The 18,659-nt window shown below is 39.7% G+C and carries 14 protein-coding genes; 2 read left to right on the top strand and 12 right to left on the bottom strand.

Features of this window, described 5'->3' with window-relative positions; translation table 11 throughout:
- Window positions 1-23 precede the first annotated feature (23 nt).
- The 4 genes from I6F47_RS13070 to I6F47_RS13055 form a co-directional block, all read right to left on the bottom strand.
- Window positions 24-1,070, bottom strand: a complete 1,047-nt coding sequence (locus I6F47_RS13070; protein ID WP_007581239.1) for an NAD(P)-dependent alcohol dehydrogenase — start codon at window positions 1,068-1,070, stop codon at window positions 24-26.
- Between the two features lie 150 nt (window positions 1,071-1,220).
- On the bottom strand, window positions 1,221-1,934 hold the full coding sequence (locus I6F47_RS13065) for a DUF1499 domain-containing protein (protein ID WP_121954096.1): 714 nt from the start codon (window positions 1,932-1,934) through the stop codon (window positions 1,221-1,223).
- Window positions 1,935-2,042: 108 nt separating this feature from the next.
- Entirely contained in the window at window positions 2,043-3,383 is a 1,341-nt protein-coding gene (locus I6F47_RS13060) for a DUF1501 domain-containing protein (RefSeq protein WP_010555167.1), read from the bottom strand.
- Window positions 3,384-3,392: 9 nt separating this feature from the next.
- Window positions 3,393-5,300 (bottom strand): DUF1800 domain-containing protein, encoded by a 1,908-nt coding sequence (locus I6F47_RS13055; protein WP_197183988.1) that lies wholly within the window; start codon window positions 5,298-5,300, stop codon window positions 3,393-3,395.
- Window positions 5,301-5,470: 170 nt separating this feature from the next.
- Between I6F47_RS13055 and I6F47_RS13050 the strand changes: the two genes are divergently transcribed.
- Window positions 5,471-5,686: a hypothetical protein gene (locus tag I6F47_RS13050; protein ID WP_002958138.1), complete on the top strand. Its 216-nt coding sequence runs from the start codon at window positions 5,471-5,473 to the stop codon at window positions 5,684-5,686.
- Window positions 5,687-5,735: 49 nt separating this feature from the next.
- Here the strand turns inward: I6F47_RS13050 and I6F47_RS13045 are convergent, their stop codons facing one another.
- From I6F47_RS13045 to I6F47_RS13025, 5 genes are all read right to left on the bottom strand, one after another.
- Window positions 5,736-7,301: a diguanylate cyclase domain-containing protein gene (locus I6F47_RS13045; protein ID WP_231609224.1), complete on the bottom strand. Its 1,566-nt coding sequence runs from the start codon at window positions 7,299-7,301 to the stop codon at window positions 5,736-5,738.
- A 397-nt stretch (window positions 7,302-7,698) separates the two neighbouring features.
- Window positions 7,699-8,043 carry a DUF6694 family lipoprotein gene (locus I6F47_RS13040; RefSeq protein ID WP_165721291.1) on the bottom strand — a complete coding sequence of 115 codons (345 nt, stop codon included), beginning with the start codon at window positions 8,041-8,043 and terminating at the stop codon, window positions 7,699-7,701.
- Window positions 8,044-8,058: 15 nt separating this feature from the next.
- Window positions 8,059-8,523, bottom strand: coding sequence for a nuclear transport factor 2 family protein (locus I6F47_RS13035; RefSeq protein WP_165721290.1), 465 nt, complete (start codon window positions 8,521-8,523; stop codon window positions 8,059-8,061).
- Between the two features lie 96 nt (window positions 8,524-8,619).
- A complete protein-coding gene (gene hrpB / locus I6F47_RS13030) occupies window positions 8,620-11,046 on the bottom strand; it encodes an ATP-dependent helicase HrpB (protein ID WP_197183987.1) in 2,427 nt (808 codons plus the stop codon).
- Window positions 11,047-11,129: 83 nt separating this feature from the next.
- Window positions 11,130-11,543, bottom strand: coding sequence for a group II truncated hemoglobin (locus tag I6F47_RS13025; protein ID WP_197183986.1), 414 nt, complete (start codon window positions 11,541-11,543; stop codon window positions 11,130-11,132).
- 280 nt (window positions 11,544-11,823) lie between these two features.
- Here I6F47_RS13025 and I6F47_RS13020 point away from each other — a divergent pair, with 280 nt between their 5' ends.
- Window positions 11,824-12,021: a CsbD family protein gene (locus tag I6F47_RS13020; protein WP_007581220.1), complete on the top strand. Its 198-nt coding sequence runs from the start codon at window positions 11,824-11,826 to the stop codon at window positions 12,019-12,021.
- Window positions 12,022-12,089: 68 nt separating this feature from the next.
- Here the strand turns inward: I6F47_RS13020 and I6F47_RS13015 are convergent, their stop codons facing one another.
- The 3 genes from I6F47_RS13015 to I6F47_RS13005 all read right to left on the bottom strand — a co-directional run bounded on the left by I6F47_RS13015 (window position 12,090) and on the right by I6F47_RS13005 (window position 18,486).
- On the bottom strand, window positions 12,090-14,351 hold the full coding sequence (locus I6F47_RS13015; protein WP_197183985.1) for a xanthine dehydrogenase family protein molybdopterin-binding subunit: 2,262 nt from the start codon (window positions 14,349-14,351) through the stop codon (window positions 12,090-12,092).
- Entirely contained in the window at window positions 14,348-14,845 is a 498-nt protein-coding gene (locus I6F47_RS13010) for a (2Fe-2S)-binding protein (RefSeq protein WP_197101447.1), read from the bottom strand. The genes I6F47_RS13015 and I6F47_RS13010 overlap by 4 nt, the downstream gene beginning before the upstream one ends.
- Window positions 14,846-15,387: 542 nt before the next feature.
- A complete protein-coding gene (locus I6F47_RS13005) occupies window positions 15,388-18,486 on the bottom strand; it encodes an Ig-like domain-containing protein (RefSeq protein WP_197183984.1) in 3,099 nt (1,032 codons plus the stop codon).
- Window positions 18,487-18,659: the final 173 nt, after the last annotated feature.

Genomic DNA, 18,659 nt, shown 5'->3' with positions numbered 1-18,659 from the left:
TTAGCGGCTCTTTTTAGGTAAAATTAAGCGTTTAACGATGCCATATCAATAACAAAGCGGTATCGTACGTCAGACTTTTCCATACGCTCGTATGCAGTGTTAATTTCGTCTATGTTGATCATTTCGCACTCAGGTAGCACGTTATTTTCACCACAAAAATCGAGCATTTGTTGCGTCTGTGCAATACCACCAATAAGTGAGCCTGCAATACGACGACGACCCATTAATAATGGCACCGTGCTTAGCTCATCTACAGGACCAACTTGGCCTACAATAACTAAAGTACCATCTACATCAAGTAGCGGTGTGTAAATAGATAAATCATGTTTTACAGGTACCGTATCTATAATGACGTCAAAGGCAGATTGCGAGTCTTTCATTTCGTCATCATTAGATGACACTAAGTAGTGCTGAGCACCCAATTTAACCGCATCATCTTTTTTAGACTCACTACGGCCAATTACCGTAACGCTTGCGCCCATTGCAACTGCATTTTTAACTGCCATGTGGCCAAGTCCGCCTAGACCAACAACACCCACACGGCTACCTTTTTTTACGCCCCATTTATGAAGTGGCGAGTAAGTAGTAATACCTGCACAAAGTAGCGGTGCTACGCGAGAAAGGTCTAAATTTTCTGGCACGGAAAGTACGAATTCTTCGCGTACAACAACATGTTTAGAATACCCACCTTGGGTCATTTCACCACTAATGCGGTCTTTACCTGCGTAAGTACCAATCATGCCTTCGCGGCAAAATTGCTCTTCGTCGTTATCACATTGGTCGCAGCTTTGGCACGAATCAACCATACAACCAACAGCAACCGTGTCGCCTTGCTTATACTTTTTAACGTCGCTACCTACCGACATAACTTTACCGACAATTTCATGCCCAGGTACCAACGGGTAGTCACTGCCACCCCAATCATTTCGTACGGCGTGTAAATCTGAATGGCACACACCACAGTATAAAATTTCAATTTCTACATCGTTATTTCGTAAATCGCGGCGCTCAAAAGAAAACTCTGTCAATTCAGAACCTTGGCTTTTTGCTGCATATCCTACTGTTTTCATAATAACTCCATAGTGGTTAAAAATTTAAATCATCAACAGCATAGTACATAGCCTGTGAATAGAACCTGACAATATAAAATAGGCACAAAAAAAGCCCAAACAGTGTTTGGGCTTAATCGTTAGGACCAGTAACTTAGGCGCTAAATTTAGTTATTTTGCAAGTAAGCTGTTTAATTCATTAATAATTGAATGAATGCGCTCTGCATTTTTTCCTAAATCACTACGCCCTACTCGCGACTTACTACGAATATCAACAAAACGTTGGCTGCCTTCATCTTTAATACGAATTACCACATCGTCTTTAAAACCAAACCACGTTGTTGTATCGGTAGCTTCCACAATACCTGTAGCCGTATTTGCACTTACCACTGCAAAGCCAAGATTTTTAACTGCTTGTTCGCTTGCTGTCATTAAATCGGCTTTAGATTGTGCAAAGCTTAACGTTACCAGCTCAGGGTATGCTTTGCGTTGCTGTACTGCCGTTTCTTCACCCGCGTATTCTACTGGGTTAGATGCATTTGCACGTAGTGGTGCAATTGCTACAAATTTTGGTGGATTAACTAAATCAGTTGAAATGTCATGAATTGCCGGTACACCTTCAGCCTTGTTCATCATATTAAGTGGCATAGCAATAGCCACAACCGAAAATACAAGTGCAATAACACCACTGCTTAGCGTTAACGTTTTACGCATAAATAACGCTTGTACTATAAGTAGCACCAATGCAGCGCCACCAGCATAAACGCCAAATTTAAACCCCGTAAACGCAACACCTAATTCTACAATACCAAATTTATACAAAGGCCCTGGCAGTATGACGAGTAAAAAAGCGATTAAACTAACTAAGCTCACTAAAACTTTCATTTTATGATTCCTATATTGTGTGTGATTTTTATTATTAAAACAGATAAGCACTATTAACCAGTAGCTTATACTACTAACAAGTGCTTTTAGATTACTATTAGCGACTAATTACACAAAAAAGTCCAATGTTGTGTGATCAAAGTTACTCAAGTTTGGAAAAATATCAACAAGCTCAGAGCTTGGCACACCAAACCACTGAGCCAATGTGGCAAAGTACTGCTCATTTGCAACACTTGGAATTAAACGCCCGCCACCGGTATCTTGTGGGCCATCCAAATGTTGAGTTAGTAGCTCGCCATATATATTGCCGCCTTTTACTGCGCCGCCCATTACTATTTGGTTTCCTGCCCAACCATGGTCAGTGCCATCGCCATTTGAGGTCAACGTGCGACCAAAATCAGACATAGTAAACGCAGTCACTTTATCTGCCATATCAAGCTCTTTCATCGCGCTATCAAATTCACTTAACCCTTGAGCTAACGTATTTAATAAAGCAGGGTGCGTTGTTAATTGGTTATCGTGCGTATCATACCCCCCCATAGAAACAAAAAACACTTGGCGCTGAGTGCTCAATTTTGCCTGTACGCTAATTGTTTTAGCGACTGCTGCAAATTGCTCACTAAGGCTATTATCGCTAAATGGGGTAATAAGTGCAGGCGCGCTTTCTAACGCGCTGTTCATTGCTTGAGTGTTATTTATCGCACTTGTTAAGCCATTGGCATAAGCTGTACTTAATGGATGGCTCGTATTGCCTAGTAAGCGGTTCATAATAGAAGTTACGTGCTCGCTACGAGGTTGATACCCTCCAAACGCGTTAATACTACTAATGCCACTTTTGTTAAGCGCAAATGCATTGCTAGCACTTCCCGTTTGCCATAAATTAGTACCGTCGAGTGATACATTAGCTGCAAACTCATCTTGTAGCTCTAAACGTTCTAAAAGTCGTGCGCCCCACCCACTATTAAGTGATTGTTTTTCTCGACCATACATCCATGCAGCTTGCTGATCGTTATGCGAAAACAAATGCTTAGGCAAACCTATTGTTTTATTTTTATAGTCACTCAATGTTGTGGGAGCGAGTAAAGTACCTACCCCACCTATAAATGCTAAATTTTGAGATTCAAACACATTTTGTATAGGTTCAAGTGAGGGATGAATACCGACTCCACCGGCAAACTGGCTTTTAATACTTAACTCAAGTGGGCTCTCTACCGCTAGGTTCTGCCTACTTTGCTCGTAAACACTACGTTGCTCGCCTTCAAGCGGAACTAGCATATTTAACGAATCATTCCCTCCGTATAAATACACACACACTAATGCTTTGTAATCACCTAGCTCAACTGCATTAGTCGCTCCAGTTAATGCTTGTAATTGCAGGCTCGTTAACGCGGCAGCCGATACACTGCCTTTTACACATAACGACAAAAACTCTCTTCTATTAATGCTCATTATGCGCTCCTAATACTGCACGTTAAATTCAGGTGAAATAGCAATCATATATAATAAATACGAAACCCGTTCACGGTATTGCTCTTCATTAAAATAGGCATCTAAATCAAGTAACGCTTGGCGCGTGTCACTGCTCATTGCGCCTGCAAAATATAACGTGTTGTACTGAGCTAATAGCGCGCTAACACCGTTTTTCTCTAAAAAATTCATGTCGTCTTGAACATAAACATAAATACTATTTGAATTTAAATCACTGCGCGCTTCTGCGGTACTCCATACTAAGCTTGCGTAAAGCGCGTTCATGGTGCCAATCAGTGTTGCGTCGTTTGCTATTTGTAATTCTGGCGCAACAATACCTTCATTTCGCAAAGCTGCGGTTTGATAATCAGGCCTAAAAAAGTTAAATACTGAAGCCGATTGCATGGGTCCTTGTCCGTAGCTATTTATTAAATTCCATGTTTTATAATAACCCGCTGGCGATTTAGCATCGAGATTTCGCCAAAACTGTACAGTTTTTAAAATAGGCTCTTTAATTTTACCTTGGTAATTAAGCACTGAGCCAAAATGCCGCGCTTCATCATCTAAATAAATAGCCTTTACTACCGCCGCTAAATCGCCGCGTACACCAGCGCCGTTATCAATAAATACATTAGCTACTCGCTCAACATATTGGGGGGTTGGGTTTGAGGTAATTAATCGCTGAATAAGCTGTTTGCTAATAAACGGCGCAACATTTTGATGATTAAATAAATTATCGAGCGCTATTTGCAATGACTCTTCTGCTGCATAACCTTGTGGTATAACCTCACCGTTTAGTAAGGTTTTTTGTTTACTAGAATGGTACTCGTCAAATGCTTCCATTGGCTTAATATAATCACGACTTTTGCGCTTAAATGTTTCACTATCGGCAAACGTCCAACCTGTAAATACGCGTGCAAAACCCTCTATTTCTGACTGTCCGTAAGTGGCAATGGTATTACCTTGTGCATCAAGCTTGGCGCTGCCATCCAGGTTTAGCTCTTCAAGGCCAATAGTAAATAACTGCATTACTTCACGTGCGTAATTTTCGTCTGGGCGAATATTAAGTGCATCGTCTGCTTTTTCGTTACCCAAATGGCTTAAGTAAGTCCCCATAATAGGCGAAAGCGTCACATCTTCGAGTAAGTCACGATAATTACCAAAGGCATGTTTGAGTAGCAAATCGTAATAAGTGATCATGCCCTCAGGTTGGCCTCTTAAGGCACTGTTTTCATCTGACACTACTAATATTTCACTTAACGCAAACGCAACACGTTGACGAAGTTGATCGTCACTTTGCATTACTGCTTTCCACCATGCGTCTATGCGGCTTATGTATTTAAAGTCATCATCGTCATTTAACTTTACTAAATAATCACGGTGATAATTAATCGGTAGCGCTATTTGCTTATCAAGCCATTGCTGCTCGCTTAAACCTTGTGCGTTTTGTATTTCACTGAGCTTAGGTCCCATTGTTGCTTGGTGTAGCAACCGTGCGGCGCTAATCTCATCCATATTATTACGTGCTGTAAAGCTTACTGTTTTTACACTGCTTGCCCCTTCATTATCGGTTGCTGTGACCGAAAAAGCATAATCAACAGGCTTATAACTTTGCGCATTTAGCAGTGTTACTGAGGTAGTTGCTGCCTCTAAAGGCCCACTAATAAGTTCAGGCCCTTGCGTTTGTTGCCACACAACCGATGTAATAGTGCCGTCTTTATCACTGGCTGTTGCTGTTAGCTCAATTGTTTGGCCTTTACTTAATTCACTAGGAATATCAGCTACTGACAAAATGGGGATTTTATTTCCGTTAACGGTTGGCGTATCATCGGAGCCTGAACCACCGCAAGCGCTTAGTATAAAAACCGAGCTTGCGATCAGAGCAAATTTATAATGCATGTAAAGTCGTCATCATTTGTTAATTAAAGTACGCTAGTGTGTACCGAGTTTGATGCATTTATTGAAACACAAAATTTACAATTTAACTCTTTATTTTTTGTAACCGAATCATGAACGCCCCATTAATAATGCACCAGCTGCAGGGGTAAACAGCCAGAGCTTTATTATTTATGAAAACAGAAATTCGCTATTGTTTTGAATCTTCACAAGTTGCTAACCGGTTTTTACACGAGCTGAAAGACTGGCCGGTTAACGATGTAAAAACACGACTTTTTAATGGCGGTGATAGTGTAAAAGTGACATACGAATACGATGAAAGTGGTTTTGATTACACTTGCGCCGAACTTGACGACCTAGCACAGAGCCATGGCGGGAAAGAGGTTTAAGCGTTTTATAATAAAAAACAGCTGATGCACCTTTAATAATTCACTTGAATTATATAGATTTGATTGATGTTTTATCTCTACCTGAGTTTTTCGCTTCGTAAAGCATTATGTCAGCTTCTTTAATTAGTGATTGCATAGACACATTATTACTACTTAAGGTTTCTTTTGTAGCAAATACACACCCAGCACTAATTGTTAAATATTTACGTACAGGCGACGCTTCATGAGGTAAATTTAATTCCCTAACCGCCAAAAGCAATTGCTGAGATATATCTACAAACTCTTCATAAGAAAGCTGTTTAAAGAATAATATGAACTCTTCGCCGCCATAGCGCGCCACTGTACCTGTGTTTTGCTTAGCTACTTGCTTTAGCTTTTGGGCAAGAGCTTGTAAAACGTTGTCTCCGCCTTGGTGACCATAAAAATCGTTATAATTTTTGAAATGGTCTACATCAAGTAATATTATTCCAAAGGCATTTTTTTGCTGTTGAGCCTGTTCCCATTGCGCCGCAATAATTTCGTCAAAGGCACGCCTGTTGTAAATTTGGGTTAACCCATCAATTTTACTTATTTTTTCAAGCTTAAAATTTTGATCTTTAACTTGTTTAATTAATGCATTAAACCCGCTAATTAAAACGCGCATTTCTAAAAATTTATTACTGAATCTCAGAGGCTGTAAATCGTTTTTAACCAACATTGAATTGATAGCGGACGCACCGTTAATAAGTGGTTCAATAAAGTAACGATTTACAATATAGAAACTCAAAAGTGACATTACAAAAAACATTAACAAAATAAGTTTTAAATAGTGATCAAATAAAACTGGCAGTGTTTGATGGTGGTGCTTAATGTTCAAAGCAATAAGTGGATTACCGTTTATATCTAGAATCACCCTTTTCCTTTGAGTGGCAATGTCCTCTCCTTGGAGGCTCCCTTTAAGCGTCGCAATATCGTTTAAAGAACTAGCCTGTTCTATTTGTAAGTAGCTAAGCTCCACTTGTGCAATCTCAGCTAGGGACTTGATCAACGACGGTCTTACTTTTTTTATAAAAACAATACTACCAACAGGCTCACCTGTTTTATCTGTTCGCTTTATTACATGCGATGCAAACATGACAGGGCCGTCCGCTGTTTGCAAAAAACCAGAATGGCTTAAACTGTTGTCGTCTTCAGAGGCTTTTGAATTAGGAATAATTGCGCGGTTTAATTTATTAACCTGTAAATCTAAATCAGGCGCATCAAACTCAGTATGTTTAATATAATTATACGCTTGCCCGTAAACCATATTAAAGTTTATATCGTAGATAAACACACCATCAATTTTGAGAGAGTAGAAGGTGTCACCTACAAAGTTTGAATCTACATATTCTACGTCAAAATCAGCCATGTAATTATAGGTATCATCCCATACGGCGTAGTCATAATTGAGTGTTTCTAAAAATATAAACTCTCTATCAAGCGCAATTTTAAGACTTAATAATTCACGATTTTGATAATCTTCAATACTAGTGTTTATGGTCGGCAGGCTAAAGAAATAGCGGTACCCTACTAATAAACTTGTTACAAAGCACATTAAAATCAAAGTACCTATTATTACAAAAAATCTTAATGTCATAGTCTCTATCTAATCGTGTAAAATTAAGTCAAAGTAGCTTACATTTTTATATTTTAGACTCCCTGTAACTAAATAATAAATAATTAGCTTCTTACTAAAGCGTAGTATAAATTCATGAGCAGGAATAAACAAAGTTTACTATTAAATTTTATAGCGTTAAAACTTTAGCCCTTTCAATAATATATTTAATATAGACATAAAATTATACCAATTCGCTTAATTAAGTGGTCTATTTTGAGGGCGGAAAAACGTGTTGATAGCTAGGCAAAAAATTCGCTATTTAGTTGTTCTAAATGAGAATTTTTTAACGCAGGTAGCGACACGTTTAGCCCCGCAAAATGATTAAGTATTATTGCGGATTGGTATTACACATTTAAAGTAGTACAAAAAGCTGAAATTATTCCACTACAGAAAATTCAACTTTTGATGGAGACGAACTCGCAAGCTCCAGTACTTCGTAATAATTTAAACCATCTATTTTTTTGCCAATAATAAAATAATTCATTTCCCCCATCATGGTCGGGTCGCCCATAATATCGTCTAAGCTTTGCACGTCAGAAAATTGAATTGCGATTAAAGCGCCTAAAAAACGCATGGAATCTTGAGGCTTTAATGCTTTTAAAATTTTATTAACTCCCATTTGAGTTGTCTCTGGTGTAGAGCCATCAAATCTAAAATCACTTTTTGTACTAGCGCATGCACTAAGCATTAATATTGATAGTGCGATAAGTAAATGTTTCATATATATCCTTATTTGTTATTCGTGATACTTGCGGATCATCGCCACTTTACCGTTTTCAACTTCTATTACTTCCATCATTGTGGAGGTGTATTCTATTGGCTGCTTACTTTGCGGGTGAATGCCCTTTGCATGACTCTTATAACGAATAGCAAAGCCTGTATCGTTAAATACAAATGTATTAAGCAGTGTGCTTTCAAACAATGTGTGCGCACCTAAGTAAAAACTCATACCTTTGCGCATCTGCTTTTTACCATCTGGAGTACGTGAGTCATCCGGTTGATACGGAATATGCTGATTGCCAATATCATCGGTTAACAATGCAAGGTAAGCCTCAAGCTCTTTAGCACCTGCGTTAGGTGCTTGTGTGGCGGTCATTGTTTTATAGTACTGCTGCGCAAACGCATTTAAGTCGAGTGGCTTTTCAGCATAAGCCGAAAAAGCAGTTACTAAGGCCAAGCCTAACGTTAAAAGTAGCTTCATCACTTACTTCCCTGTAGTTAAAAATATTGATTCATTTATAGGTACACTATATTAATACGCTCAATAATAAAACAAATAACTTTAAGTAACTAACATCTACATTTTGCTCTTAACTCTATTCGTTGCAACGCTGTTGGCAGGGTCGTCTGGCCAAAAATGCTTAGGGTAACGACCTTTCATTTCCTTTTGCACATCGCGGTAACTGCTAGCCCAAAAGTGTGCTAAATCTTGAGTAAGTTGCAGTGAGCGTTTACCTGGCGATAGCAACTCCATAAGCAGTGGCAGTTTACCGTTGGCAAGCATAGGCGTACTGGTCAAGCCGTAAACTTCTTGCATACGCACGCTTAGCTTTGCGGGGCCATCAAGCTGGTATTCTATTTTTATATTTGAGCCACTTGGCACCGTTAACCGCAGTGGTAACAGTGCTTTTAAAGCGGTTTGTTGTTGCCAATCAAAACAGTTTTGTAATGCTTCAAAGTAGTTAAACTTTTTAAGCTGCGTGAGCGTTTTAATATCTTCTAAAAACACGCTTAGCCACTGCGCTGCATTTTGAATGAGTTGTTGCTCATTTGTTTTTGGGAATTTATCAGGCATTAAATTACTTGCTAAGCTCATACGTATCAGCAATTGCTGCGCATCAGGTTGCTCGTTAAATAATGCAAAACCGTGTTTAGCAAATAAGTTTAGCCACGCTTTAGCGCGCTCGCTCTTATCTAGTTTTTGTTTACTAGGCTGGCTGCTGAGCGTTATAGCCCCGAGCTTTACTTCATCTTGATGAATAAAACGTGCTGATTTTTCGTCAAACTCACAGCGAGTAAGTTCACTAAATAAATGCGGTAAAAATTCTTGTAACTCAAATGGGTTAAGCGCGGTGGCTGCAAATATACGCCCTCCTTTGTGCCCGCCCATGGTTGCTATAGCTAAGTAATCGTCGTTGTGCCAGTAATCGGCATTTAACTCAGCACCTGCACCATTGGCAAGTAAATAACCATTACCACGTTTTTTAGCGATGCGATCGGGGTATGCCAATGCCACCAGCAAACTTATATAATGCGTATTTAATTCACTGTTTTCGTCTTTTACTTTTAAGCGGCTTTGCCAATATTTTAACTGTTGTTTAAATACCGGATGCGGACGTTGCTGTTGGCTATGCAGCGCTAAACTCAACTCGTTTGCACTGTTTACTCGGCTCTCAAGTAATGCCACTAAATAAATAGCGAGCCTAAAAATACCAGGGAGTTGGTCATCAAGTATTTGTGCTTTTAATAGCATATGTGCCAAGCGAATATCAGCACCAAAACCTAACATTTTACTGCCAAGCGGTGTGAGCTTACCTTTGCTATCAATGGCTTCTAGCATGTTAAGCAAGTTACTTGCTTGCTCGCATTGTTGCTCAGTGGGCTTATCGAGCAAGGTTAGCTCATCAGTACTGGCTCCCCACTGCTTTGCCTCAAGCATAAGTTGGCTTATGTCTGATGTGAGTATTTCGGGATTGTCGTGGCTATTACGTCGCTCAAAGGTTTGCTTTGAGCCAATTCGATAAACAATGCCCGGCTCTATTCGCCCTGCACGTCCTGCACGTTGCACAGCAGAGGAGCGCGATATACTTTGTGTTGTGAGCTCTGTAACCCCTGTTTTTAAATTAAAGGTAGCTGCACGGCGCTTGCCGCTGTCAATTACAATGCGTATGCCTTCAATAGTTAAACTGGTTTCGGCTACATTGGTGGTAAGCACTACTTTGCGCATACCGTTTGGTGCAGAAGCAATAGCGGCTTGCTGATTAGCTTTATCTTGCTCGCCAAATAGCGTTGCGACTTGGCAGTTACTAGGTAAATCGGTGAGTGCTTGTTGCACGCGTAGTATTTCAAATTGCCCAGGTAAAAATACCAACGCACTGCCTGTTTGCTCATTAAGTGCTTGTTTTATTATGGTAGGAATTGCATCAAGCCAACGGCTTTCATCTTTTATGGGTATGTATACTTCGTCTATTGGGTAGCTGCGACCGCTTGATTGAATTACAGGGCAATCAAAAAACGCAGTGTAACGCTCGGTATCAAGCGTTGCCGACATAAGCATAATGGTTAAATCTTCACGCAGCGCACTTTGGGTCTCGAGCGCAAAGGCAAGTGAGGTATCGGCTGCAATTGAACGCTCATGAAATTCATCAAATATCAGTAAATCAATATCGCTTAATTCGGGGTCGTTTTGCAACATGCGCGTTAGCATGCCTTCGGTAACTATTTCAAGACGCGTATTAGCGCTTACTTTACTCTCGCCCCTAATCCGCAAGCCCACACTTTGCCCAACACTCTCGTTTTGGCACTTTGCTAGGTAGCTGGCTATATTACGAGCAGCTAAACGGCGAGGCTCTAGCATTACAATACGTTTAAAATACCCATCGCGCATTAGTTGCAGCGGCAACCACGTAGATTTACCCGCACCAGGCGGCGCTTGTAATAACGTAATAGGATTACTTTGTAATGTAGTAACGAGTTGTTGATATATGTCTTGAACCGGCAGCACAGCTATTTACCCTAAATTGCTTTGCAGGCATTGTAACAAAAAACCAAAGCCTAGCTGCGGTTGATATTTATTAATAATTGCTATTAACTACCAGATACTATTCTAATTCGATCTGCAGGCACTCGTAATTGCTGCATTAAGTAAATTTTAAATGGTGCTTCGTAAGGTTGCTCATCAACCGCTTTTTGCATGCACAAAAGCCATGCATCACTTTGCTCAATTCCTACATGTAAATGTTTGTGCGCTTGAGGAATGTTAATACTGCCAAAATGTTCAGCGTATAATTTAGGACCACCTAACCAGCCCGACAAAAAGTAAGCGAGCTTTTTACGTGATGCTGATAAATCTTTTGAATGCATACTCCTTATATTTTCAGCCTCTTTTAAAGCGTCCATATTATCGTAAAACGCATTCACCAATTGTGTAATACCTGCTAACTCACCTGCCATTTTGTATGAGCAGTCATCCACTCCGTATTCACACGTTTTTGTATTCATAACTCACTCAGGTTAACTACTTTGTTTAATACCTGCATATTAGCTTAAAACAAAAATTTAAGAATGAGTTACATCAAAGCGGCGTAACTTATGTCAGCAATAATTACAGGCTGCTATGTATATTTTTTAATAAAAAGCTCAATATTAAAAACAAAATCGCTCAACATAAAAATATAACCAACTGATAATAAAAACAATAAAACCATTATTATTCATTGGTACAAGGCTTGCTACTTTATAACTGACAGTTAATTCACTAACCTAAAGTAAGGATAAACTTATGAACAGCGATCGTATCGAAGGTAATTGGAAAGAACTTAAAGGTAAGGCTCAACAAAAATGGGGCGATCTTACCAACGACGATTTAGATAAAATTGAAGGTAGCCGTACAGAGCTAGTTGGTAAAATCCAGCAGCAATACGGTAAATCTAAAGAAGAAGCAGAGCGTGAAGTTGATGAGTTTGAAAAAGGTCGTTAAACCGCGTTAACCGCTTTTAAAAAAACCGCCATTTGGCGGTTTTTTTGTTTAAGCTGTAGGTTATTTAGCTACGCTTTTAATTGGTTACCAATCGGTAACTGCCTAATACGCTTTCCGCACGCTGCAAAAATAGCATTACATAATGCTGGCGCATAAACCGGTGTAGATGGCTCGCCTACCCCTGCTGGTGGTGCATCGCTTTGTACAATTTCAACTTCAATCTCAAGAGGTGCGTCGCTCATACGCGGTACGCGATAATCATGAAAATTACTTTGCTGTACGCGCCCTTTATCAAAGGTAATACCATCGCTGATTGCAGTTGTAATACCGTAAATAGAGCCACCTTGGGTTTGGTTTTTAACAGTGTCGGTGTTTACAACAGTACCCGCATCAATGGCAACCCACGACTTAATTACTTTTAAATCGCCAGCATCCGACACTTCTACTTCAACTACCGTAGCTACGTAAGTTAAAAAGCTTCTGTGTGCTGCTATTCCTAAACCTCGACCTTTAGGAAGCTCTCGCCCCCATTTACTCATGTCAGCTACTTTTTCAATAACATGGCGCAGTCTGCCAATATCTAAAGGATAAACCGCTTTATCGCCACCGTAATTATCGTATGTGGCATTTTGCTCAGTTACATCAACAATGCGACTCGGACCTATAGTGTCTAGTAAATAGTCTTTTTGGTCGCGACCGGCTTTGTGCGCTGCTTCGCCAATAAATGACTGAATAGCAAAGGCATGAAAAATATTTGATACAGAACGCATCCAACCAATTCGTGCTTTGGCTTGCGCATCACCGTTTTCTAACTTCATATTAGGTGTGTTAATAGGGTTATCGGTAAATCCTAAGCGCAGTTCAAAGCTTCCTGGCGTAGTCGCCCCTTCTGAAAAGGTAGAGGTAATTGGTGAAAACGCGGTGCGGTGTAAATAAGATTCTATAGCGCCATTTTTATCTAGCGATGCTTCAATGTGCTGAGCCGAAACTGCATGGTAAAAACCATGTTGTATGTCGTCTTCACGCGTCCATTGCACACGAATAGGTTTGCCTACTTTCATTGAAAGGTAAGCTGCTTCTGCTGAAAAGTCAGGTTTTGACTTACGCCCAAAACCGCCTCCTAACATGGTAACGTGAACATTAATTTTGCTCTCATCCATGCCAAGCATTGCCGCCACTGTTTTCATATCGGCTTGTGGATTTTGCGTAGCAGCCCATATATCAACACTATCTTTGTGGTACATAGCTGTTGCACAAGGCGGCTCCATTGGTGCTTGAGCAAGGTGCGGTGCGTAATAATCAGCTACCAATTTATTGCTCGATTTAGCCAACACGCCCATGGCATCGCCTTTATCACGTATGTTTGCCTGTGGAGTTTGTACTGTTTTTAGTAATGACTTTTTAAATTCTTCTGAATTGTAATCGCCATTTTTGCCATCATCCCACACGACTTTTAATGCTTTACGCCCTTGCCATGCAGCCCATGTGTTTTTAGCTATAATCGCAATGCCGCCTTTTGGCTGAAACTGCGGTGCGCCTTTTGGTGCAGGTATTTCAATAACATCTATAACGCCGTTTATCGCTTTTGTAGCACTGGCATCAAATGACTTAACAACACCGCCTACTACCGGCGGGCGTTCAATTATAGCCACCAGCGCTTGTGGTTCGCGTACATCGGCTGCAAATATAGCTTTACCTGTTACTAAATCGGCTAAATCTATGTGCGCCATGCCGGTATTAATGTAACGCCATTCTTTGCGTGTTTTAAGTATTAGTTTGTCAGCTTCTGGTGGCGTTATTGTAAGCGCTAAGTCGATTAAATCTTTATAAGTAAGCGATTTACCTGAGCTGTGTGTAACAACGTGTTGATTAGCAGTACAGGTTTGTGGATCAACGTTCCAATACTTAGCGGCAGCATGCTGCATCATGTAACGTACACTTGCGCCCATTTCACGCAGGCGCTGCATGTTGTAGCGAATACTGCGCGAGCCATCGGTATTTTGATCGCCGTATTTAGGGTCGCCCTTACCCTGAATAACAATAACCTTATCCCATGCGGCTTCCATTTCATCGGCAACTATTTGTGCAATCGCGGTGCGAATTTGCTGACCCATTTCAGAGCGATGGCAGGTTATTTCAACCATGCCGTCAGGTCGCAGTGCAATAAATAAGTTTGCGCGCTTTGCCAGCTCAGATGGCTGTTCTAACACACCAGCAATCGCTCTTGGCGCACTGCCTACAAAATAAGTACCGAGTACCAACGCACCTATTGCACTGGTTTTTAAAAACTTACGGCGGTTTAAATCAAAATATTTATTATCTTGGCTCATACTTCTTCCCCTTGCTCATTTGGGTCAAAATACTGCACGCCCGCAATAGTTTTAGCGGCTGATTTAATTGCTTTATGAATGCGCGGATATGTACCACAACGGCAAATATTGCCCGACATATTACTTACTATTTCATCATCGCTTGGGTTTGGATTTGCAGCTAATAAGCTTGCAGCTTGCATCATTTGGCCGCACTGGCAAAAACCACACTGCGGTACTTTATGCTCAACCCATGCTTGTTGTACTGGATGGTCGCCCTGCTCGCTTAACCCTTCAATTGTTGTAATTGAAAGACCCGCTACTGCCGCTACAGGCAATACACACGAGCGCTGAGCTACCCCATCTATATGCACCGTACACGCACCGCACTGAGCCATACCACAGCCAAATTTAGGCCCAGTTAAATTCAATTCGTCTCGGAGATACCATAATACTGGCGTTGACGGATCGCCAGAAAACTCATGTTTATTACCATTAATGGTAAGCGTGATCATACTAAACTCCTTGGCAAAGCGCTTTACAGGAGGGTTCCTTGTTGCGCGAGAACTATTTTTAATTACTTACTATTTTATACTTACTACTTTTAGCCTACCACTTAGATCTATTTTATAAAAATACTAATTATTAGAACGTTTAAACCACATTGAAATTATTAACGTCTGATTATTAGGATTAGACTAGGGACTGCAGACCTTTTTAGATTGAAGTTCACTCAATCTAGGGGAGATTTAATCGCGGCGGGAGGTTTGTAAACAACAAAGCGTAAATTGCCCCTATGCAGAATCCTCGGGGCAGTGCATGTTAAACCTCGAAAGATAAACAGCCCTAAATAAAAGCCTAAAAACACCCAAGTTAAAACTTACAATATATTTAAGCAAAAATCGTATTAAGTAACCACATCGTTTATTTGCAAAGTTTAGGGTTGTACAATACCCACAACAAAAGCAAGTAATAAATCGTTGATTTTAAAAAGATTATTAATAAATAAAAAACCGCCATTTGGCGGTTTTAGATAGTGTAAATAAGCTTTTAACTACTAATTAAAACGGCGTCTACCAAATAAAACCACTGATAGCAGCGTAAGTAAGTAATAAATACTGCCACCTGAGCTAGAGCCTGAATCAGATGAAGGAGTCGCTAGCGCAGCAGCTTGCTTACCTTCAACGTTTATAGTCACAGTTTGAACTGCTGAACTATCAAATTTATCTTTAGCTACATAGCTAAACGTTACTACATGATCGGATTCGCTCGTAGGAGTTAGTTTAAACAATCCAGTATCAGGCTCAAATGTTAGAGTTCCTGAGTTTGGCTCTGTTACCACTTCAAATTCAAGTGTATCGTTGTCGCTATCTAATGCTGAAAAGCGACCATTCACTTCACTCTTATAAGAGGTGTTATATGTTACATTTTGAGCTTGTGGGGCTGTATTTGTAAGTTCAATAACAACATTATGAAGCTCAGATTCAACTAAAGAATCTTTCACTGTAAAGCTAACTGATACTGGCTCAACCGAGTCACCACTTGGTGAGAAGGTCACGCTACCTAAAGCAGAGTCCATTAACTGAATTTGCCCATGAGCAGGCGAATTTTTAATTTGAAATACTAATTGCTCTGCGTCTTCATCCATACCTTCTAGATCAAAGTTAAGCGGTGTATTCCAATGAGTTTGCAGTGTCATATTATTTGCTGTTGGTGCTGTATTTTTTAGCTCTAACGTTAAGCTTGATAACGCTGAACGTGAACGATCTTTTACTGTGTAATAACTAAGCTCATCAATGCCTACAGTCCCCGAAGGTATATAAGTTAATAGACCCGCCTGTCTGTCTGTAAACTCGACCCTACCCAGAGTTGGTCTCTTATTTAAAACTACATAATCAATATCATCTGATACAGGTAAATCTATTTGTATGCTTTTTAAAACATGATCAGAGTAGCTTACAGCTTCAGGCTTAGCTAAAGGCTCAGCAACTTGATTAGAGAACACCTCCAATGACTGACCTGCCAACAAGGTATAATCAACATTATTATACGTAGAAGTTGCTAACCAACTGTCATTATTATTACGCTCAACAGTGTATGAAACCACATTGCTATCTAGGTTATATTCACCAAACAGATCTGAACACGAATACTGCACAAACCCAGCTCTTACAGACACAATGTTATTTAAAGTGTTTTGGCACACTTCACTAATTAATGTTGTCTGCCCATTTAATGCCACTTTATAAAGTGAGCCGTTATAGGTAGATGCAACTAAAGTTTCTTCTCCATTAATAACAGTGTTAACCAAACCGTTAAAGCTCTGCTCCAAAGCAACTTTAGATATAGTGTTTTCAGAGTAGTCATAACTAATGAGGTAATCACTAACGAGACTAACCACATCTATATTTTCGTTATTAAGAAAGCTTCCAGTTACTATTGAACTCATACCGCCCCAATAAAATCCTAAGCGAGGCGATGTCTTTAATAACTTTCCAGTTTGCCCATTTAATACTTTAAAAAAGGTACCTTCACTTCCTGTATGCTCAGCACCATTACCTACTATTATTTCTAGCTTGCCATCATTATTAATATCTAACGTTGTTAAGGTACTAATGTAGTCTCCGTCGCCAAGATATGTTTGAAATAGCTCTTCACCCGTTTCAGGTGAAAACACCTGTACATTCGCATCGTATATAGCAGAGCTGCCAGCAATAATATAATTCTTACCATCATCAAACAGCTGAGCAGTAGTAACTAAATTATTATTATCCCAATCGTTATTAACGCTTATATTTGTAAGTATTTTTTCATTAGTTTGTGTATCTACTATATGCAAAGCGTTACTGTCACGCTCGGAATAAAGTATATCTAAGCTTCCGTTGTTATTAATATCAGCAAGTGCTAACGCTTTATTTGAGTAGTACTTAATGCCTTTAGCCCACTGTTGAGTTTTGTCATCCGTGTTGTGAATATAAAAACCATCTTCACCTGACGAAGAATAACCTGAGCCCCAAGCAATATTTTGCTTACCATCACCGTTAAGGTCATCTACAACAATGCCCGACACACCATGCTCTGGATTATTAATACTCCAAAACTCAACACCTGTTGTGAGTGAAAGCGCGTATAAACTCCCCCACTGACCATCGCCGTAAACTAAATCGTCGGTACCATCATTATCGATATCTGCAACTATTACTTTATCAATATCTAAGTCGCTTTGGGCTGTCCATAAAATACTTTCAGTGCTTGGGCTTAGCATTTCTATGCTGTACCAACTTTGCCCATTAATCACTTCATCTAAGCCGTCGTTATTAATATCAACAGCAATTAAATGCTCGCCATTAATACTTACACTAAGTTGTTTGTGCAGTACAAATTCTGAATTTTCGAATCTATATACCGCACCATCACTAAATAAAACTTCTTTTGCATTAGCCTCAGTAAATGAGCCTGTCACAAAGTTTTGTGGTACGTTTTCAAGTACCGCAATTTCAGATAAATCGAGCGAGTTAAGAACAAAAAGCTTACTGCTTTGATAAACAAAAAGCTCATCTTGCCCATCGTTATTTATATCAAACTTATCTGCTGCTCTTGGGTAATAAAACTCTTTACTTAGTTCTATCTCTTGAGTGACTAAATTAACTTTATGTACTGCGTTATTTTCTAAAATATATAAGTAGTATGTATCTGCCACTGTATCTTTAATTAGCGTGGTATCTTCAATATAGTCATCAAAGTCGTAGCGAGCAGTTACTTCATACGCACCTTTCACATATTCTATAATATTAAAATTGCTCTCTTGGGCGGATATAATGTGCTTACTACCCACACCCGACAAAGGTGCCACGTACAAGCCTTTTCGACCTGTTGAGTTGCCTAACGAAAATTCACGAAATACGCTGCTAAGCTCTATGCTTTCCTCGTCTGAGGCAGCTTGAGTAAGGCTATTATTTTTTATAATTGGCGCGAGTAGAGGTTTTTTAGATAAACTTTCAAAATGAGCTTTATCAAAATTTATTTTTTGATCGTTAATTAAAACAGCATCACCGTAAGTATTTTCTTGAGTGTTTTTTATAGGCTGAGCGTGAGTATTGGCATTCACTGAATACGCGCTCATCATGAGCAACGTAAGGCAAGGTAGTTTAATCAATTCCATAATCCTTTGTATTTCTTTATTTAATCACGTCACTACAACTGCAACGTTCCATTAACACGGCATTATATAGAGTACCAACCGGAAATAAAGAGGCGATTAACAAAGTTTTACAAAGGGATAGAAGAAATAAAGTAATAACATTTAACTTGCAGCTAAAGCTACTTTTA

The organism is Pseudoalteromonas sp. NZS37 (assembly GCF_015864265.1).
GTDB lineage: Bacteria > Pseudomonadota > Gammaproteobacteria > Enterobacterales > Alteromonadaceae > Pseudoalteromonas > Pseudoalteromonas arctica.
Note: the sequence above shows the minus strand (reverse complement) of the source record. Positions and strands in the feature narration are given on the sequence as shown.